This is a genomic window from Streptomyces sp. E11-3 (assembly GCF_046540415.1).
In the GTDB taxonomy this organism is placed as follows: domain Bacteria; phylum Actinomycetota; class Actinomycetes; order Streptomycetales; family Streptomycetaceae; genus Streptomyces.
The window spans coordinates 1,114,506-1,133,541 of the sequence record NZ_JAZGRL010000002.1 but is presented as its reverse complement, the minus strand read 5'-3'; the positions used below and the strand labels follow the sequence as shown (position 1 = coordinate 1,133,541).

The 19,036-nt window shown below is 71.6% G+C and carries 17 protein-coding genes; 6 read left to right on the top strand and 11 right to left on the bottom strand.

Going from position 1 to position 19,036, the window contains the following annotated elements; genetic code table 11:
• Positions 1–30: 30 nt before the first annotated feature.
• From U9R90_RS24050 to U9R90_RS24040, 3 genes are all read right to left on the bottom strand, one after another.
• Positions 31–1,074, bottom strand: coding sequence for a hypothetical protein (locus tag U9R90_RS24050; RefSeq protein ID WP_411058734.1), 1,044 nt, complete (start codon positions 1,072–1,074; stop codon positions 31–33).
• A gap of 168 nt (positions 1,075–1,242) precedes the next feature.
• Positions 1,243–1,713, bottom strand: coding sequence for a GNAT family N-acetyltransferase (locus U9R90_RS24045; RefSeq protein ID WP_411058733.1), 471 nt, complete (start codon positions 1,711–1,713; stop codon positions 1,243–1,245).
• The gene (locus U9R90_RS24040; RefSeq protein WP_411058732.1) at positions 1,713–2,486 is read right to left on the bottom strand and encodes an IclR family transcriptional regulator; all 774 of its coding nucleotides are present in this window, start codon (positions 2,484–2,486) and stop codon (positions 1,713–1,715) included. The genes U9R90_RS24045 and U9R90_RS24040 overlap by 1 nt, the downstream gene beginning before the upstream one ends.
• 123 nt (positions 2,487–2,609) lie before the next feature.
• Between U9R90_RS24040 and U9R90_RS24035 the strand changes: the two genes are divergently transcribed.
• Positions 2,610–4,133 carry an aldehyde dehydrogenase (NADP(+)) gene (locus U9R90_RS24035; RefSeq protein ID WP_411058731.1) on the top strand — a complete coding sequence of 508 codons (1,524 nt, stop codon included), beginning with the start codon at positions 2,610–2,612 and terminating at the stop codon, positions 4,131–4,133.
• Positions 4,134–4,246: 113 nt separating this feature from the next.
• Here U9R90_RS24035 and U9R90_RS24030 read toward each other — a convergent pair whose 3' ends face one another.
• Positions 4,247–5,629 carry an MFS transporter gene (locus tag U9R90_RS24030; protein WP_411058730.1) on the bottom strand — a complete coding sequence of 461 codons (1,383 nt, stop codon included), beginning with the start codon at positions 5,627–5,629 and terminating at the stop codon, positions 4,247–4,249.
• A 70-nt stretch (positions 5,630–5,699) separates the two neighbouring features.
• Here U9R90_RS24030 and U9R90_RS24025 point away from each other — a divergent pair, with 70 nt between their 5' ends.
• Positions 5,700–6,686 carry a GlxA family transcriptional regulator gene (locus U9R90_RS24025; protein ID WP_411058729.1) on the top strand — a complete coding sequence of 329 codons (987 nt, stop codon included), beginning with the start codon at positions 5,700–5,702 and terminating at the stop codon, positions 6,684–6,686.
• 45 nt (positions 6,687–6,731) lie between these two features.
• On the opposite strand, the gene U9R90_RS24020 is transcribed toward U9R90_RS24025, so the two are convergent.
• Entirely contained in the window at positions 6,732–7,982 is a 1,251-nt protein-coding gene (locus U9R90_RS24020; protein ID WP_411058728.1) for a cytochrome P450, read from the bottom strand.
• A 165-nt stretch (positions 7,983–8,147) separates the two neighbouring features.
• On the opposite strand from U9R90_RS24020, the gene U9R90_RS24015 reads away from it, so the two are divergent.
• Together U9R90_RS24015 and U9R90_RS24010 are read left to right on the top strand one after the other, a co-directional pair.
• Positions 8,148–8,876: a DsbA family oxidoreductase gene (locus U9R90_RS24015; RefSeq protein ID WP_411058727.1), complete on the top strand. Its 729-nt coding sequence runs from the start codon at positions 8,148–8,150 to the stop codon at positions 8,874–8,876.
• A 69-nt stretch (positions 8,877–8,945) separates the two neighbouring features.
• A complete protein-coding gene (locus tag U9R90_RS24010; protein ID WP_411058726.1) occupies positions 8,946–9,989 on the top strand; it encodes an aminotransferase class V-fold PLP-dependent enzyme in 1,044 nt (347 codons plus the stop codon).
• 364 nt (positions 9,990–10,353) lie between these two features.
• On the opposite strand, the gene thpD is transcribed toward U9R90_RS24010, so the two are convergent.
• From thpD to U9R90_RS23985, 5 genes are all read right to left on the bottom strand, one after another.
• Positions 10,354–11,253 (bottom strand): ectoine hydroxylase, encoded by a 900-nt coding sequence (thpD, locus tag U9R90_RS24005; protein ID WP_411058725.1) that lies wholly within the window; start codon positions 11,251–11,253, stop codon positions 10,354–10,356.
• Between the two features lie 136 nt (positions 11,254–11,389).
• Positions 11,390–11,794, bottom strand: a complete 405-nt coding sequence (locus tag U9R90_RS24000; protein WP_411058724.1) for an ectoine synthase — start codon at positions 11,792–11,794, stop codon at positions 11,390–11,392.
• Positions 11,795–11,853: 59 nt separating this feature from the next.
• A complete protein-coding gene (gene ectB / locus U9R90_RS23995) occupies positions 11,854–13,122 on the bottom strand; it encodes a diaminobutyrate--2-oxoglutarate transaminase (RefSeq protein WP_411058723.1) in 1,269 nt (422 codons plus the stop codon).
• Positions 13,123–13,220: 98 nt separating this feature from the next.
• Entirely contained in the window at positions 13,221–13,772 is a 552-nt protein-coding gene (ectA, locus tag U9R90_RS23990; protein ID WP_411058722.1) for a diaminobutyrate acetyltransferase, read from the bottom strand.
• 410 nt (positions 13,773–14,182) lie between these two features.
• A complete protein-coding gene (locus U9R90_RS23985) occupies positions 14,183–15,382 on the bottom strand; it encodes a pyridoxal-phosphate-dependent aminotransferase family protein (protein WP_411058721.1) in 1,200 nt (399 codons plus the stop codon).
• 98 nt (positions 15,383–15,480) lie between these two features.
• Between U9R90_RS23985 and U9R90_RS23980 the strand changes: the two genes are divergently transcribed.
• Positions 15,481–16,572 (top strand): amidohydrolase family protein, encoded by a 1,092-nt coding sequence (locus tag U9R90_RS23980; protein WP_411058720.1) that lies wholly within the window; start codon positions 15,481–15,483, stop codon positions 16,570–16,572.
• Between the two features lie 345 nt (positions 16,573–16,917).
• On the opposite strand, the gene U9R90_RS23975 is transcribed toward U9R90_RS23980, so the two are convergent.
• Complete coding sequence (locus U9R90_RS23975; RefSeq protein ID WP_411058719.1) at positions 16,918–17,736, bottom strand: NAD-dependent epimerase/dehydratase family protein; 819 nt, start codon at positions 17,734–17,736, stop codon at positions 16,918–16,920.
• Positions 17,737–17,851: 115 nt separating this feature from the next.
• Between U9R90_RS23975 and U9R90_RS23970 the strand changes: the two genes are divergently transcribed.
• On the top strand, positions 17,852–18,997 hold the full coding sequence (locus U9R90_RS23970; protein WP_411058718.1) for a hypothetical protein: 1,146 nt from the start codon (positions 17,852–17,854) through the stop codon (positions 18,995–18,997).
• The last annotated feature ends 39 nt before the right edge of the window (positions 18,998–19,036 follow it).

Below are 19,036 nucleotides of genomic sequence, written 5' to 3'. Positions count from 1 at the left end.
CGTCCTTGGTCCACCGTCCGAACACGGCCTTCACGCGCGGCGCTTGGCCGCGGCGCGCTCCGCGAAGAAGTAGGCGCCGATGGTCACCACGAGCATCCCGACGATCATCTGCACAGAGTAGGACAGGTTCATGACCTGGGTGGGTCGGTCCACCAGGTCGTCGTCGGTGGCGAGCGAGCCGAGGGCCAGCCAGCCGCCCCAGCAGGCCGTCGCCCCGGAACCCACCCAGGCCAGCGCGAGCGGCACCTGAAGCGGCAGCGACCTGCCGATCCGGAAGGCGAGCATCAGCGCGCCCGCCGCGGCGCAGAGCGCGAACAGGGCGGTGTTGGCCTGCAGGACGTAGAAGTCGCTCGTACGCTCGGCGATCCGGCCCTCGTTGAGGCTCGCGGTCGACCCGAAGGCCCACACCAGATGCAGCGTCGCGGGGAACAGCGCCAGCACCGCGGCGGCGACGGCGGCGGTCCGCTGCGCCGGGAGCGTGGCGCTGGTCGGCAGTCCGCCGACCCGGCCGCGCCAGAGGTGGGACCAGCGGTCACGTGCGTACAGGACGAACAGGGTGCCCAGGGTGAGGCCCTGGAGGATGAACCCGCCGTAGACGACACCGAAGACCCACTCGTCGAGGAACGGCTCGCGGCCGCTGTCCGCGGCGGTGCGCTGGGTGCCGCCGAGTGCGCCGACCAGCAGCTGGAGCGGGAAGCCCATCATGATCGGGGCGAGCAGACCGGTCGCGAACCACATCGGCAGGGCGAGCAGCCAGGCCTTGACCCGCCTGCCCCAGGCCTGGGTCAGCAGCAGGGCCAGCACGATGACGGCGCCGTCCATCAGGACGGTCGCGGTGTTGGCGACCACCATCGTGACGCGGTGGTCGAGCAGGGCGCTGCCCTCGGGGATGCCGATCCGGCTGCCGAAGATCCAGGCGATCTTGATGCCGAGGTAGGGGACGCAGGAGGCGATCGCGAGGGCGCGCAGGGCCCCGCGAAGGCGGCTGAGGGGCTGGGGCGCGCGGGCGTCGGAGCGGGGGTCCGGTGCCGCGGTGGGCGCCTGAGGCGAAGTCGGGGCGGGCGTCGATGTCATGCCTCTACGATCGCGGTCGGCGGCCGTACGGACCTCCTGCGCTGCGACGATCCGCCTCCGCCGCACGGGGGAGGCGGCCCCCTGCTCACGCGGGAGGCGGGACCGGACCCGCCTCACCCGTGCGGCGTGAGAACCACTGCGCCACCCGTGCGGCGTGAGAACCGCTCGTCACCCGTGCAGAGCGAGAACCACTTCGTCGGTCTCCTCGCCCCGCGCGTGGGCGAACCCCCGGTCGTGCCCGGTCACCACGAACCCGCATTTCTCCAGCACCCGGATCGAGGCCGCGTTGTCCGCCGCGGCACGGGCGTACAGCGGGCGCTCGGGGACCAGGTCGAGCAGTGCCCGCAGCGTCGCCGTCGCCAGGCCGCGCCCCCAGTAGGGCCGGTCGATCCAGTACGTCACCTCGCGCTCGCCCGGTGCCCCGTACACCGCAGCGCTGCCCACCACGTCACCGTCCGCCAGGACAGTGCGTACGACGTCGTCCGAGGCCCGGATCCGCGCCCAGTGCGCGTCGAAACGGGTCCGGTCGGACGGGTCCTCGGCGGTGAAGGCGGCCATGCGGCACGCCTCCGGGTCGTTCATCTGCCGGAAGAACACCGGCAGATCGCTGTCGTGGACCGGCCGCAGCGCGATCTCCATCAGAGCCTCCTGGTCGCCAGCGTGAGCCGGTCGCGTGCGTCGAACAGTGCGTCCTTGAGAATCTGTTCATGGGCGGGCGTCAGCCGTGCCACCGGTACCGAGCAGCTGATCGCGTCCCGCGCCGGGGTGCGGTAGGGGATCGCGACGCCGAAACAGCGCAGCCCGAGGGTGTTCTCCTCGCGGTCCACGGCGTACCCCTGTTCGCGCACCGCGTGCAGCTCCTCGATCAGCGCCTCGCGGTCCGTGAGGGTGTGCTCGGTCACCGGGGCCAGGGTCTTTGGCAGCAGCTTGCGGACCTGCTCGTCGCTGTGGGTGGCGAGCAGCGCCTTGCCCAACGCGGTGGAGTACGCGGGCAGTCGGCGGCCGACCCGGGTGAAGGGGCGCAGATAGTGCTGCGACTGGCGGGTGGCGAGATAGACGACGTTCACGCCGTCCAGGCGGGCGAGGTGGATGGTCTCGGTGGTGTCGTCGGCGAGCCGGTCCAGGGTCGGGCGCGCGGCCGCCACCACCTCGTCGCCGTCGAGGTACGAGGTGCCCACCAGCAGGGCGCGTACGCCGATGCCGTACCGGGTGCCGGTGGCGTCCGTCTCGACCCAGCCGAGCTCCACCAGGGTGCGCAGCAGCATGTACAGACTGGACTTGGGATAGCCGACGGCCTCCTGGACCGCGGCAAGCGAGTGCATCCCCGGCCGGCCCGCGAAGTACTCGAGCAACTCAACGGTCCGCACAGCGGACTTGACCTGCGACCCACCACCTGTGTCGGCAGCCGACATCCCCTTGACCCCTTCGTTCGCCTGCGCATAGCCTCCGAGGAAGTTCAGCATCAGAGACGGCGTTCAGCATATCGAACGACCCTGGTGAGTGGCATCGCGTCTGAAGGATCTGAGGGAGCGGTCGTGGCAGCAGTACCAGTCTGGAGTGTCGACCCCCGAACCGGGAAGCGGCGGGAGCAGGTCGCGGTGGAGGCCACGGCCGCGGAGGTCGACCGGGAGGTCGGCGCCGCGCACGCCGTACGGGACGCGCTGGCCGACCGCGCGGTGCGCGCCGCCTTCCTGCGCGGCGCCGCTGACCTGCTGGAGGAGGCCAGGGGCGACCTGGTCGCGGTGGCGGACGCGGAGACCGCGCTCGGCCAGGCCCGCCTCACCGGTGAACTCGCCCGCAGCTGCTATCAGTTGCGGTCCTTCGCGGACATCGTCGACGAGGGCTCCTTCCTCGGCATCGTCATCGACCACCCGGACCCGTCGGCCACCCCGCCCATCCCCGACCTGCGCCGCTACAAGGTCCCGCTCGGCGTGATCGCCGTCTACGCGGCGTCCAACTTCCCGTTCGCCTTCTCGGTGCCGGGCGGCGACACCGCGAGCGCGCTCGCGGCGGGCTGCCCCGTGGTCGTCAAGGCGCACCCGGACCACCCGGCCACCTCCGAGCAGGTCGCGGCGGTACTGCGCCGGGCGGCGGGGCAGCAGGGCATCTCCGCGGACGTCATCGGCCTGGTCCACGGCTTCGACGCGGGCGTCGAGCTGGTCAGGCACCCGCTGGTCTCCGGCGCGGGCTTCACCGGTTCGATCCGCGGCGGGCGCGCGCTCTTCGACGCGGCGGCGGCCCGGCCCGTGCCGATCCCCTTCCACGGTGAACTCGGCTCCCTCAACCCCGTCGTCATCACCGAGTCGGCGGCCGCCGAGCGCGCCGAGGAGATCGGCAGCGGGCTCGCGGGCTCGATGACCCTCGGGGTCGGCCAGTTCTGCGTCAAGCCGGGCCTGGTACTCGCGCCGTCGGGCGCGGGCGGCGACCGGCTGGTCAAGTCCCTCACCGACGCGGTCTCCGCGACCGAGTCCGGGGTACTCCTCGACCACCGGATGCGGGACACCTTCGTCGAGGGCGCGGCCGAGCGCGCCGGACTCCCGGACGTGGACGCCCCGGTGACGCCCGGAGCGGGCGACGCGCACACGGTGAGCGCGGGCTTCCTGACGGTTCCGGCAGCGCGGCTCACGTCGTCCGGGGAACACGACCTGCTCCTGGAGGAGTGCTTCGGGCCGCTCACGGTGGTCGCCCGCTACGACTCCGACGCGGAGGTCGCCTCGGTGCTGTCCCGACTGCCCGGCAACCTCACGGCCACCGTGCACCTGTCCGCGGCCGAGGAGGCGGGCGAGGGGCGCGGGGCCGAACTCCTCGCCGAGCTCACGCCGCTGGCCGGGCGCGTCCTGGTCAACGCCTGGCCCACCGGCGTGGCCGTCGCCTCGGCTCAGCACCACGGCGGGCCGTACCCGGCCACGACCTCCACCTCGACGTCGGTCGGCGGGACGGCCATCGAGCGCTGGCTGCGGCCGGTCGCGTACCAGAACACGCCGGAGCCGCTGCTCCCGCCGGAGCTACGGGACGCGAATCCGCTGAGCCTGCCGCGGCGGGTGACGGGGCTGGGCTGAGCTCCAGCCGGGGCAGTGCTGAACTTCAGCCGGGGCTGGGCTGAGCTCCAGCCGGGGCAGTGCTGAACTTCAGCCGGGGCAGAGCTGAGCTCCAGCCGGGGCAGAGCTGAAGCTCACCCCTGCTTGCCCCTCGGCAAGCGGGCCGTTGCCAGCGCGGTCACCGCCAGCAACCCCGCGCTGAGCAGCAGACTCGCCCGCAGCCCCGACGCGAAGTCGTCCGCGAGCAGTGTGCCGAAGGCCGCCACGGCGAGGCCTCCGGCCAACTGGCGGGCAGCGTTGAGCACGCCCGCGGCGACCCCGGCCCGTTCCCCCGGCACCGCGTCCATCATCGCGGCGGTCAGCGGCGGAATCGTCATGGCGCATCCCAGCGCCATCGGCACCAGCAGCAGCGCCAGCAGCGGCGCCGGGGTCCGCGCGTCCGCGAACTGCAGGAGCAGCAGCCCGAGTACGGCGAGCGACTGGCCCAGCAGCATCGGCAGCCGTGGCCCGAAGCGGCTTGCCAGCTTGCCCGCGACGACGTTCACCACGGCGATCAGCCCCGTCATCGGGAGGAAGAGCAGGCCCGCCTGCAGGGCCGAACGGCCTTGCACCTGCTGGAAGAAGAGGCTGAAGACGAAGACCATGCCGTAGAAGGCGACACTGACCGCGGCGCCCGCGGACACCGCGACCGCCACGGTCCGGTTCCGGAACAGCCCGAGCGGCACCACGGGATGCGGCTGCCGGGCCTCGATCAGCAGGAAGGCCGCGGCCGCGGCGAGCGCGACGCCCAGCGAGACCAGGCCGGCCCAGCCGCCCTCGATCACCGAGAAGGTGAGCGCGGTCAGGGCCAGGACGGCGGTCAGCTGCCCCGGCAGGTCCAGCGGGGCGGGCCGCCGTGGGGAGCGGGGCGCCCGGGTCAGCAGGACGAGGGCCGCCGCGCCCAGGGGCAGGTTGACGAAGAAGATGGCGCGCCAGCCCCAGAGGGCGGTCAGCGCCCCGCCCGCGACCGGTCCGAGCGCCACCGCCACCGAGCCGCCCGCCGTCCACAGCGCCACCGCCCGGGCCCGCCGCGCGGCGTCGGGGTAGGCCTGGCGTACCAGGGACAGTGAGGCGGGCAGGACGACGGCGGCGGCGATGCCCTGCACCACGCGCGCGACGATCAACGCGCCCATGGACGGGGCCAGGCCGCAGGCCACGGAGGCAGCGGTGAACAGGGCGATCCCGATGGCGTACGCGCGCGTGGCCCCCGTACGGTCGGCGAAGGCGCCGGTGGAGAGCATCAGCGCGGCGAGCGCCAGGACGTACGCGTCCACCACCCACTGCAGCCCGGACATACCGCCGCCGAGCGCTTCGCCGATCGCCGGGAGCGCCACGTTCACCACCGACGCGTCGAGCGTGATCAGCGCGACGCCCAGCAGCGCGGCGGCGAGGGTGAGCCCGGGGGAGTGCCGGGAGGAGTGTGCGCTGCCCGAAGGGGCGGGCCTGGTAGCGGTCTTGGTGAGCTCTCTCGTTGCCATGTCCCCAGCCTGGCGATCTCCAGGGACGTAGAGTAGTGGCCTGAATGCCATACGTCCGGAGGTTCTGGCCATGCCGCAGCCGTACCCCACCCGCCCGCACCGGGTGGTCGTCATCGCGCCTTCGCCCGTGTCGATGTTCAACCTCGCCATCCCGGAGATGCTGTTCGAGAAGGTCGAGGTGGACGGCGGCCCCGGCTACGAGGTGGTCGTGTGCACCCCGCAGCCGGGCGTCATCGCCACCACCGGCGGCCTCGACCTCCGGGTGGAGCGGGGGCTCGAAGCGGTAGCCGACGCCGACACCGTGCTGGTCGCGGGCACCGGGCACCGGTACGAGCCCGACCCGCTCGCCGTGACGGCGGTGCGCGCGGCCGCCGAAGCGGGCAAGCGGATCACGTCCATCTGCAGCGGCTCGTTCGTACTCGCCGAGGCGGGACTGCTCGACGGGCGGGCCGCGACCACGTACTGGGGCGTCGCCGACGAGCTTCGCGAGCGCTATCCGGCGCTCGACTTCCAGGGCGACGTCCTCTACGTCCAGGACGGGCAGATCATGACCTCGTCCGGCTACGCGGCCGGGATCGACCTCTGCCTGCACATCATCCGCACCGACTACGGCTCCGCGGTCGCCAACACCGTGGCCAGGCTGGCCCTGGTGGCGCCGGTACGCCCCGGCGGCCAGACCCAGTTCACCCAGACCCCGTTGCCGCCCGAGCGCGGCAACGCCTGTGCGGACACCCGTGGTTGGGCGATGCGCAACCTGGACCGGACCCTCACCCTCGCCGACCTCGCCCGGCACGCGGGCGTCAGTGTCCGTACGCTCACCCGGCGCTTCCACGCCGAGACGGGGGTGAGCCCGCTGCAGTGGCTGCTGCACCAGCGCATCGAGCGGGCCAAGGAGCTCCTGGAGACCAGCACCCTCCCGATGGACCAGGTGGCCCGCGCCTGCGGCCTGGGCACGGCCGACTCGCTGCGCCAGCACGTCCAGCGCCGCACCGGCCTCACGCCGAGCGCCTACCGGGCATCCTTCAGCCGCCTCGCCGCCGCCAGCGCCACGGACTAGCCGGTCGTCCTCACGACGGAGGTAGCCGGTCGTCCACGCCACGGACTAGCCGGTAGTCCACACCACCGGGAGTGCGCGCGGTGACCAGTGGATCAGCGTGGGCAGCATCTCCACCCGTGCGCCGGGCGCGAGCCGCAGCGATGGCAGGCGGCGGGCCAGGGTGGTCAGCGCGATCCGCAGTTCTTCACGGGCGAGGCCCGCGCCGGGGCAGCCGTGTGCGCCGTGGCCGAAAGCGAGGTGGCGGGTGGGGCCGCGCGTGGGGTCGAAGGTGTCCGGGTCCGAGGTGAGGGCCGGGTCCCGGTTGGCGGCGGCGTAGGAGAGGAACACCGTGGTGCCCTCCGGGAGCTTGGTGCCCGCCAGGGTCACCGGGCGGGTGGTGACCCGCCGGAAGCCCTGGACCGGGGAGCCCCAGCGGAGGGCCTCGGCCACCACCGCGGGGACCGACTCCGGATCGGCGCACAGCGCCTCCCACCGCTTGCGCCGCCACAGCAGCCGGTGCAGCGCCGTCCCCAGCAGGGCCGTGGTGGTCAGATGCCCGGCGAGCAGCAGGTTGTGCAGATTCGACACGATCTCGGCGAGCCGCTCCCCGGACGGCTCGGGGCCGTCGGGTGCCAGCGCCCGCACCATCTCCGATGTCAGGTCGGTGCCGGGGTCAGCCCAGCGGCGTACGGCGTGCGCGGCGAACACCTCCTGTGCCGCCACCACGTCCCGCGCGGCCCGTACCTGTTCGTCGGCCGGCAGCGGCCGGAACATGAGCTGCTCCGCGCGGCGGCTGCCGTGCACCGCGACCGCGGTCTCCTCGGGGGAGAGGCCGAGGAGGTGGCCGATGACCCCGCCCGGCAGCCGCGCCGCGAAGTCGGCCATCAGGTCGGCCCGCCCGTCGCCCGCGAAGCCGTCCACCAGGGCGGTGACCCGCTCGGTGACGAACCCGCGGGCATCGGCGACCCGCGCGGGGCTCAGCCCGCGAAGCAGCGGGGCCCGCAGCCGTTGGTGCGCGGCGCCGTCCGCGGCGACGACCACCGGGCCGCCGCCGGGGCCCGCGCGGAGCACGGCCCGCGCCTCGGGCACCAGGCGCACGTCGGGGCGCAGCGCGACGGCCGATGAGAAGTCCTCCGGCCTGCGCAGCACCTCACGGACCTCCGCGTACCGGCTCACCAGCCAGGCGTCCAGCTCCGGTACGAAGGTGAGTCCCTCGGTCGCTCGGGCGCGCGCGTACACCGGGTACGGGTCGCGCTGCAGCGAGTCGAGCGCCTGGTGGGTGTGCCCCTCGACCATGTCCTGGGCGTTGTCGGCCATCGGCCTATCTTGCAGGACTGGTGTGGCGCGGGACAGGGCGGGATCCGGCCAGGGACCTCCCCAGCTGGGGAATGCTCCGCACCCGACCCGCGTTGGGCAGGGAGCGGAGGGGGCCTCCGCACCCGATTGACCGGGTACCCGTACGACCGGAGAGAAGTCACAGAGATGCGCGTCGAGATCTGGAGCGACATCGCCTGCCCATGGTGCTACATCGGCAAGGCCCGCTTCGAGAAGGGCCTCAAGGCCTTCGCCCACAGCGACCAGGTCGAGGTGGTGCACCGCTCCTTCGAGCTCGACCCCGACCGGCCCCAGGGCGACACCGCGCCGGTGATCGACCTCCTGGCGAAGAAGTACGGGCGCACCCGCGAGGAGGCGCAGGCCATGGAGGAGCACGTCGCCTCCAACGCGCACGCCGAAGGGCTCGACTACCGCACCGAGGGCCGCGACCACGGCAACACCTTCGACATCCACCGGCTGCTGCATCTGGCCAGGGACCGCGGCCGCCAGGACGCGCTGCTGAACCTGGCCTACCGGGCGAACTTCGCCGAGGAGCGCTCCGTCTTCGACCCCGAGGTGCTGGTCACGCTCGCCGTCGAGGCCGGTCTGGACGAGGCCGAGGTCCGGGCCGTACTGGCCGACGGCGCCGCGTACGCGGACGAGGTGCGCGCGGACGAGCGGGAGGCCGCCGAGCTGGGCGCGACCGGGGTGCCGTTCTTCGTGCTCGACCGGCGCTTCGGCGTCTCCGGCGGGCAGCCCGCCGAGGTCTTCACCCAGGCCCTGGAGCAGGCGTGGGGCAACCGCGCGCCGCTGCGGACGGTGGCGGCGACGCCCGGTGCGGGCGAGGCCTGCGGGCCTGACGGCTGCGAGGTTCCGCAGGTCAACGCCCACGCATAAGCATCTCTTGGAGGTAACCGCCAACGTTATGCAATAGACGGGGTGTTGGCGGTGCCGCAGAGTGGGGGCATGGACAGCCTCGCAGGCGGCGCCTTCGCGCCGCAGAACACGTATCTGAACACCGCGAGCACCGGGCTGCTGCCGGAGCGCGCCGTGACCGCGATGCAGCAGGCCATGGCGGGCGCGGCGGCCGGGCGCCCCACCGACATGTTCGAGGACGTCGAAGCCTCCCGAGCCGCGTTCGCCCGGCTGGCCGGGGTCCCGGTATCCCAGGTCGCGGCCGGGGCCTCGGTCTCCGTCTACACCGGGATGATCGCCGCCTCACTGCCACAGGGCGCCGAAGTGCTGCTCGCCGAAGGGGACTTCAGCTCCCTGGTGAACCCGTTCCATATGCGCCGCGACCTCGCGGTGCGTACGGTGGCGCTGGAGAAGTTGGCCGACGAGGTACGCCCGGACACCGCCCTGGTCGCATGCAGCGCCGCACAGTCGGCGGACGGCCGGGTCGCCGACCTTCCCGCGATCCGGGCCGCGGCGCGCGCCCATGGCGCCCGTACGCTGGTCGACGCCTCGCAGTCGGCGGGCTGGCTGCCGCTGGACGCGGCGGCCGACGACTACACGGTGGCGGTCGCCTTCAAGTGGCTGTTCTGCCCGCGCGGCATCGTGTTCTTCGTCGTCCCCGAGGACCTCGGCGGGCTGTCCGCGATCTTCGCGGGCTGGGTCGCGGGCGAACACCCCTGGGACAGCTGCTACGGACCCGTCGAGGAACTCGCCCACTCCGCGCGGCGCTTCGACATCAGCCCCAGCCTCTTCTCCTACCCGGGCGCCCGCGCGTCGCTTGCGCTGGTCGAGGAGGTAGGCGTCGACGCCATCCGCGCCCACGACCTGGCGCTCGCCGGCCGCTTCCGAACCGGTCTCGCGGCACTCGGCCACACCCCGGTGCCGTCGCCGGGTTCGGCGATCGTGTCGGTCCCGGGCCTCGGCCACCGGCAGCCGGAGCTGAGCCGGGCCGGCATCGAGGTCTCGGACCGGGCCGGGAACCTGCGCGCCTCCTTCCACCTGTACAACACCGCGGCCGATGTGGACCGGCTGCTCGATGTGCTGTCCGCACGGTGAAGTGACGTACTAGGGGGCGTCTCTCCGATCTTCGCGGGCCCGCGACGCCTGGCACGCGCCCCCAAGCTCTCGACTGCTTCCCCAAGCTCTCGGCTGCGCTCGAGCAGGGGAGACCCCATTGAGCAGGGAGGGACCCCCTTCGACGCACGGCCGAATCACCCAAGTACGTCCAGTACGAGGGCGATCCGGCCGCACGCCGATGCACCGCACCGCGAGACATCAGCTGCTTCGCAGCGGGCGCAGGCTGATCCGCGAAGATCGGAGAGACGCCCCCTAGGGCAGGCTCTGAGTCGGCCCGGCACCCCGGAACGGCGGGGTGCCGGGCCGCGGCTACCTCAAGGCCTTGCCTTCGATCCGTAGAGCCCTACTTCACGGGCGTGAAGTCCCGCGCTCCGATGAACTCGGGCCGCCGGATCGGCGCCGCGAAGGGCTCCACCGCGGTGTTCTCCACGCTGTTGAACACGAGGAAGAAGTTGCTCCGCGGGTAGGGCGTGATGTTGTCCCCCGAACCGTGCATGGCGTTGCAGTCGAACCAGGTGGCCGAGCCCGCCTCGCCGGTGAACAGCCGGATTCCGTACTCCGACGCGAGCTTGGTGAGTGCCTCGTCGGACGGGGTTCCGGCATCCTGCATCTGCAGTGACTTCTTGTAGTTGTCCTTCGGCGTCGCGCCCGCGCACCCCAGGAACGTACGGTGCGACCCCGGCATGATCATCAGACCGCCGTTGGTGTCGTAGTTCCGGGTGAGCGCGATGGACACCGAGACGGTCCGCATGTTCGGCAGGCCGTCCTCGGCGTGCCAGGTCTCGAAGTCCGAGTGCCAGTAGAAGCCGGTGGCGCCGAAGCCGGGCTTCACGTTGATGCGCGACTGGTGCACGTAGACGTCGGAACCCAGGATCTGACGGGCCCGGCCGACGACGCGCGGGTCAGCGGCGAGCTTGGCGAACAGCTCGCTGATCTTGTGCACCTCGAAGAGGGTGCGGATGTCCTGGGATTGCGGCTCGACGATGGAGCGTTCGTCCGCCCGCATCGCGGGGTCGTTCATGAGCCGTTCCAGCTCGGCGTGGTAGACCTCTACCTCGTCCGGCGCGATCAACTGCTCGATCGCCAGGAAACCGTCCCGTTCGAACCCCGCCAGCTCGTCGGCCGCGATCGGCCCAGTGGTACCCGGCTCGGACCACACCACAGGGTCCTTGCGGTCGATGAGCACCTCGGTGGCGCCTCGGGTCGGGTACAGGTCGGCGGTGCGTTCGGGTGCGGTGGTCATGGTGTTGCCTGCCTCTCCTCTCGTACGGCCCTTACGGGATGTACACCTCGGCCGCCCCCGAGAAAGCGGGGGCGGCCGAGGAGATCAGGGGGGCGTCAAAGCCCGGGCGTGAGCCCGCTCGTCAGCTGCTCGCTGGTCAGCTCGCCTCAGGCTCGGTGAGCAGCGGGTACACGCCGTTCTCGTCGTGGTCCTCTCGGCCCGTCACCGGCGGGTTGAAGACGCACAGGCAGCGGAAGTCCTCCTTGATCCGCATGGTGTGCTTCTCGTGCCCGTCCAGCAAGTACATCGTGCCCGGCGTGATGGTGTATTTCTCGCCGGTCGTGTCATCGGTGAGCTCGGCCTCGCCCTCGACACAGACGACGGCCTCGATGTGGTTGGCGTACCACATAGAGGTCTCGGTGCCCGCGTACAGCACGGTCTCGTGCAGCGAGAAGCCGACCCGCTCCTTGGCGAGCACGATCCGCTTGCTCTCCCAGGTGCCGGAGGCCGCCTTGACGTGGCGGTCGGTGCCTTCTATGTCCTTGAACGAACGGACGATCACGGTGACTCGGTTCCTTTTCTCTTACGCGTACGGCTGCTGCTACGAGTACGGGGGCGGGGTCAGGCGGTCTCGCGCACGGCGCGGGCCAGGGTGCGCAGACCCTCGTCCAGCTCCTCGGCGGTGATCGTCAGCGCGGGCAGCATCTTGACGACCTCGCTCTCCGGACCCGAGGTCTCGATCAGCAGGCCGAGCTCGAAGGCCCGCTTGGCGACCTTCCCGGCGCGCTCCTTGTCGTGGAACTCCAGGCCCCAGACCAGGCCGCGGCCGCGGTACTCCTTGGTGGCCTCGGGGTGCTCGGCGCGGATCGCGGACAGCACCTGCTCGATCTGCTCACCGCGGGCCAGCGTCTGCTTCTCCATCTGACCGTCGGCCCAGTAGGCGTCCAGCGCGGCGGCCGCGGTGACGAAGGCCGGGTTGTTGCCGCGGAAGGTGCCGTTGTGCTCGCCCGGCTCCCAGATGTCCAGCTCCGGCTTGAACAGCGTCAGGGCCATCGGCAGGCCGTAGCCGCTGATGGACTTGGAGACGGTGACGATGTCCGGCGTGATGCCCGCCTCCTCGAAGGAGAAGAACGCGCCGGTACGGCCGCAGCCCATCTGGATGTCGTCGACGATCAGCAGCATGTCCCAGCGCTTGCAGACGTCGGCGAGCTTGCGCAGCCACTCGGCGCGGGCGACGTTGATGCCGCCCTCGCCCTGCACGGTCTCGACGATCACGGCCGCGGGGTGGTTCAGACCGGAGCCCGAGTTCTCCAGCAGGCTCTCGAACCAGATGAAGTCCGGGGTCTGGCCGTCGAGGTAGTTGTCGAACGGCATCGGCGTGCCGTGCACCAGCGGGATGCCCGCACCGGCGCGCTTGAAGGCGTTGCCGGTCACCGCGAGCGAGCCGAGCGACATGCCGTGGAAGGCGTTGGTGAAGGACACGATCGACTCGCGGCCCTTCACCTTGCGGGCCAGCTTCAGCGCGGACTCGACGGCGTTGGTGCCCGTCGGGCCCGGGAACATGACCTTGTACGGCAGGTCACGCGGGCGCAGGATCGTGTTCTGGAACGACTCCAGGAACGCGCGCTTGGCCGTGGTGGACATGTCCAGGCCGTGGGTGACGCCGTCCCGCTCGATGTAGTCGATCAGGGCGCGTTTGAGGACCGGGTTGTTGTGCCCGTAGTTCAGCGAACCGGCACCGGCGAAGAAGTCGAGGTACTCGTGGCCGTCCTCGTCGTACATGCGGCTGCCCTGCGCACGGTCGAAGACGGTGGGCCAACCGCGGCAGTAGCTGCGCACCTCCGACTCCAGGGTCTCGAAGACACTCAGGTCGGGCTGGGTGATGGTCACAGCGAATCTCCTCCTGGGAGATGAAAGTCGTGGGGGGTGCTACCTGGGTATGGGGTCTGTCGGAAAGCTCGGGTGCGGGCCGGTCGCGGCCCTGCGGCTCAGAAGGACAGGGGGCCTATCCGGTAGAGCACCTCGGGGTCGTGTCCGCCGCCGTCGGGGAACAGGCCCGCACCGAACAGCACCTCGCGCTCGACGGTTGCGCCGTGCCGCTGGGCGTACGAGGTGAACAGACGCTCGGAGGCGGTGTTGCCTGGCGTGATGGTGGTTTCCAGCGAGGTTAGCCTACCCTTACCAGCGACGTGCGTGGAGAGGCCGTCCAGCATCGCGGCGGCCAGGCCCCGGCCGCGCTGGGCCTCGTCCACGGCCACCTGCCAGATCAGCAGGGTCTCCGGGCGGTCGGGCCGTACGTAGCCGGAGATGAAGCCCACCGGCCGCCCGTCGGTGTCGCGGGCCACCACGGAGGTGCCGGCGAAGTCACGGCACCACAGGAGGTAGCTGTAGGAGGAGTTGAGGTCGAGGGTCTTGGAGTCGCGGGCGATTCGCCAGAGCGCGGCTCCGTCCTCCACCTCGGGGCGGTCGAGCCTCAGGTCTCCCAGCTTTTCGGCAATGTCACTACGAGTCGGTGCTAGGTCTGCTTGTGCAGCGGTCATGCAGATTGAATTTACCGACCTAAAATCGAAATTGCATCGCCGGAAGGGGTTACGTGAAGACGCCTTCTGTGTTATCGCGCGTGGGTGCGCGGCGGTATGCAGTGTTTTGCCCGGTAACATTGGGGCAAAACGGGCACCTTGTGGAGTAGGTCACAAGGCCGTAACTCTCGTGAGACCTGTCCGAATTACGCGGTTTGGCGTTCGCAAAATCTTAGCGTTTAGCCTCGGGGAAACCGGGCAGAAGAAGACGGGAAGCTGCGCTGGAAAAGCAGCTTCCCCTATTCATGTACCCGCATTCAAGCAATGGCCGTCAATTCATGGGGTCAATGCTTCGCCTGAGTCCCGCAATTCGGCCTGGTAGCCCTTCTCTTGCTTGCGTCACTCTGGTCTCGCGTCGGGTACTGCGTGGCTCACTCGGACTGGGGCCAGACGGCCGTGACCGCGCGCCTGGCGGCCGCCAGGTCCACCGTGGCCCCGGCCTCCTCGACCAGCGCGGCGCCGAGTGCCGCCAGCGTGGCGTGCACCACGTCGACGGTGGCGTCGGCGCCGTAGTGGTTGACCCGGATCATCTCCTGGGCGAGCGCGCCGCCACCGGCCACGACGGGAAGCGTGGGGTCGGCGGCGAGCGCCCTGGCGACCAGGGCGGACGCGTCGGTCCCGGCGGGTACGCGCAGCGTCGTGGCGACCGGTGCGGCGTCTGCCGCGTCGTGGACGTACGGCTGGAGGCCGCCGCCGCTCTGGGTGCGTCCTTGGCCGCCGCTGTGGCCGTCGCTCTGGCCATCGCTCTGGCCGTCGGCCCGGGCGCTGCTCGCGGCGCCGCTCAGGGCGAGCGTGCCTGCGCGGGTGGCCTCGGCGGCGCGCGCGTGCCGGGTGGTCACCGTGTCCAGGCCTGCCTCCTCGATCCGCTCGACGCAGGCCTCGAGGGCCAGCATCTCCAGCTGCGCCGGAGCGTGCGGCAGGACCCGGCGACCGCCGTCGATCCAGCGCTCCTTCCAGTCGAGCAGCGACAGGTAGGAGCGGCGCGGGGCGCGCGGGTTCTCGGCGAACCGCTGCCAGGCGCGCTCGCTCACCGAGACGGCGGAGACGCCCGCGGGGCCGCCCATCGCCTTCTGCGCGCCGATCACACACAGGTCCACGCCCCAGGCGTCGACCAGCAGCGGCTCGGCGGCCACCGAGGCGACGGCGTCGACCATGAACAGCGCGCCGTGGGCGCGTACCACCTTGCCGATCTCGGCGACCGGGTTGGTGTTGCCGGTCGCGGCCTCGGCGTGCACCAGGGAGACGAAGTCGATCTCCGGGTGCTCGGCGAGTGCCTGCTCGACCTGGCGCGCGGTCACGGCCGTGTGGAAGGGCACGGTCAGGTCCACGACGTGTGCCCCGCAGTCGCGCAGCCAGTTGCCGAACGTCTGGCCGTACGGTCCTGTGACGATGTTGAGTGCGGTGGAGTCGGGGCGCGCGCCCGAGCGGATGCAGGCCTCCAGGGGGAGCAGCGCCTCGCCCTGCATGATCACGACGTCCTGCTCGGTGCGGAGGAGTCGTGCCACCCGGCGCTCGATCTCGGCGAAGCGCGTGGCGGTCAGCGGGGGGAGGTCGAGGAGGGGGTGGGTCACGTGCTGGTCTCTTCTCGTGTGCGGGTTCGCCGGTGCGGGGGCCTTTGCGGGTGGGCCTGGCGTCCTGAGCGTACCCAGAGCGTTCTACGCTGCCGTATATGAGTGATCGCGCGGTGCTGCGGGTGAAGGGGCGGGTGCTCGTCGGGCCCGATGACGTACGGGACGAGCTGTGGGTCGTCGGCGGGAGGGTGTCGTACACCCGGCCTGCCGGGGTGCGCGATGTGCGCACCGTCGAGGGCTGGGCGCTGCCGGGGCTGGTCGACGCGCACTGCCATGTCGGCCTGGACACCCATGGGCCGGTGACCGCCGACGTCGCCGAGAAGCAGGCCCTCACCGACCGGGAGGCCGGGACGCTGCTGATCCGGGACGCCGGATCACCCTCCGACACGCGCTGGATCGACGACCGCGAGGACTTGCCGAAGATCATCCGAGCGGGGCGGCACATTGCCCGTACCCGCCGGTACATCCGCAACTACGCGCACGAGATCGAGCCTGCGGATCTGGTCGCGTACGTGGCGCGGGAGGCGCGGCGGGGGGACGGCTGGGTCAAGCTCGTCGGGGACTGGATCGACCGGGGCAGCGGGGATCTGTCGGCCTGCTGGCCGCGTGACGCGGTGGAGGCCGCGATCGCCGAGGCGCACCGGCTGGGGGCGCGGGTCACCGCGCACTGCTTCGCCGAGGACTCGCTGCGGGACCTTGTCGAGGCGGGTATCGACTGCATCGAGCACGCCACGGGGCTGACCGAGGAGACCATTCCGCTCTTCGCCGAGCGGGGGGTCGCCATCGTTCCGACCCTGGTGAACATCGCGACTTTCCCCAAGCTGGCGGAAGCGGGCGACAGCAAGTTCCCGATCTGGGCCGATCACATGCGGCGGTTGTACGAGCGCCGGTACGACACCGTGCGGGCGGCCTACGACGCGGGGGTCCCGGTGTTCGTGGGTACGGACGCGGGGGGCTCGCTGGCACACGGGCTGGCGGCGGCGGAGGTCGCCGAGCTGACTCGGGCGGGCATTCCGGCGGTGCGGGCTCTGTCGGCTACGACCTGGGGTGCTCGGGAGTGGCTGGGGCGGCCGGGGCTTGAGGAGGGCGCGCCTGCGGACCTCGTGGTGTACGACGAGGACCCGCGCGCGGACGTCCGGGTGCTGGCGGCGCCGCGCCGGATCGTGCTGAACGGGGTGGTGGTGGGCTGAGGCGCGCTCCGGGGTGGGCCGGGTGCGCGCTGTTTGTTGTGGGGCGGGGCCGCGTCGGGGTGCGTGCTCCGCGCCGTGGTGCTGCGCCCGNGTGACGGGGCGGGGGGTGCGCGCGCAGCGCCGACGGTCCACACCGGGATCCATCTCCCGTACCGGGTGCGACGTCGGCGTGAGCACGTACCCCCCGACGCGGCCCCGCCCCACAACGAAACAGAACGCACCCCCACGGCCGCGCTGAAGAGCACGTGCCTCCCAGCGCGCCCCCGCCCCACAACGAAACAGAGCGCACACACGGCGCGCCCGACGCGCCCGACACGCCAAACCTCGTCCGACACGGCGTACAGGTCAGGCGAGGTCAGAGCGCCACGTCGGTGGGTTCGTGCAGAAGTGGCCGCCCAGGCGCGCGTGGTCGGGGTTCGCCGGGTCGAGTGCCCCCTCCGCGGCCAGCAGCTTCGCGGCGTACGGCTCGGAGTCGTCCCGCGGCTCGTAGCCGAGGGCCCGCGCCGAGGACAGGTCCCACCACGCACGGGTGTTGGCCGATGATCCGTACACCACGGTGTGGCCGACGTCGGCCGCGGTCAGGGCGGCATCAAGGAGGCGGGCGCAGTCGCCCGGGCTCAGCCACAGGGACAGCATGCGCACCGACGTGGGCTCGGGGAAGCAGGAGCCGATGCGAACGGAAACGGTCTCCAGGCCGTGCTTGTCCCAGTAGAGCTGGGCGAGGTCCTCGCCGAAGCACTTCGACAGGCCGTAGAACGTGTCGGGGCGGTGCCGGGTGTCGACGCTGACGCGGGGGGCGTCGTCGTCGGGGCGCGGGGTGAAGCCCACCGCGTGGTTCGAGGATGCGAACACGACGCGCTCGACGCCTTCTTGGCGCGCGGCCTCGTAGAGGTTGTACGTGCCTTCGATGTTCGCCTTGAGGATGTCCGCGAACGAGGCTTCAAGGGAGATGCCCGCGAGGTGGATGATCGCGTCCACGCCGCGTACGGCGGCGCGCAGTGCCTCCCGGTCCCCGAGGTCGGCGCGGATCGCGTCGGGCGCGCCCGCGACCGGGGCGACGTCGAGTAGGCGCAACTCGTAGCCGTACGCGGGCAGCAGGTCCCGCATCAGGGTGCCGAGGCCGCCGGCGGCGCCGGTGAGCAGGACGGTGCGGGGAGCGGGCAATGCGGGTGCCTCCTCGGTGCGCCGGACTGGTCCGTTGACCTGCGGTGCAACGCCGCCCTAGCGTAAGCGCGTTCAGAAATGTAGACGCAGAATATATGCATGTACGGGAGTCTCTGTGAAGGCCTCGGTCTTTCTTTACCCCTGGGATGTCGTCGGTGACCCGGACGCTCCGCGCAGGCTCGCGGGGCTCGGTGTGGAGCAGGTGACGCTGGCTTCGGCGTACCACTCCACGCGTGCCGTGACCCCGCGCCATCCACGGCATCGGATCGTGACGGCGGAGTACGCCGCCGTGCTGTACCCGCCCGGCGAGCGGTGGCGCGGGCGGCGGCTCAGGCCGTACGCGGCCGGGGACTGGGCTCCTGGTGACGCGTACGCCGAGGCGGCCGAGGCCCTGGCGGGTGCTGGTTTCGAGGTGCACTCCTGGGTGGTGCTCGCTCACAACTCCCGGCTGGGGGCGGAGTATCCGGATGTGTGTGTGGTCAATGCGTATGGTGACCGCTATCCGTGGGCGCCCTGCATCGCGCAGCCCGCCACGCGCGCGTACCTGGTCGAGTTGGCCGCCGAGGCGGCGGTGCGGCCCGGAGCGCGTGGCACCGAGCTGGAGTCGTGTGGGTGGTACGGCTTCGCGCATCTGAACGCCCATGACAAGACCGGGGGCGTGGCGCTCGGTGACGCGGGGCAGTATCTGATGTCCCTGTGCTTCTGCCCCGTCTGCAGGGGTGGGTACGAGGAGTCCGGGCTCGACCCGGACGAGTTGGCGGGGCTGGTGCGTGCGGCCCTGGAGCCTGTGTGGGCGGGTGGGGCGAGCGACCGGCTGCCGGATGCTGATTGGGTGCGGGTGACACTCGGGTATCGGTCTCGGGTGGCCCGTGAGCTTCAGGAGGCTGTTGTCGCGGCTGTGCGTGCTGCGGCTGACGGTGGGTTCCGGGTGCTGTTGCACGCCGATCCGGTCGCGTATCACTGCGGCGCCAACGCGGGCGTTGATCCGGCCCACGTTATGGCGGTCGCGGATGGGGTGGTCGTGCCTTGTGCGGGGGGTGCGGGGCTGGTTGGCCCCTTCGCCGAGAGTGCTGGGGCTGCTTCGGTTGTCGCCGCCAACCTCACCGTGGTCTCCGGCATGGGTGGCCGCCCGGACAGCCTCGCCCAGGACGTCGCGCGGGCCGCTGACCTGGGCGCCACGGAACTGCGGCTGTACCACGCGGGGTTGGCCTCGAATGCCGACCTGGACGCGGTGCGGAAGTTCTTTTGTCAGAAGCATTGACGAAACAAGGGGCCCCTCTTACCTTCATCGCGTCGTACT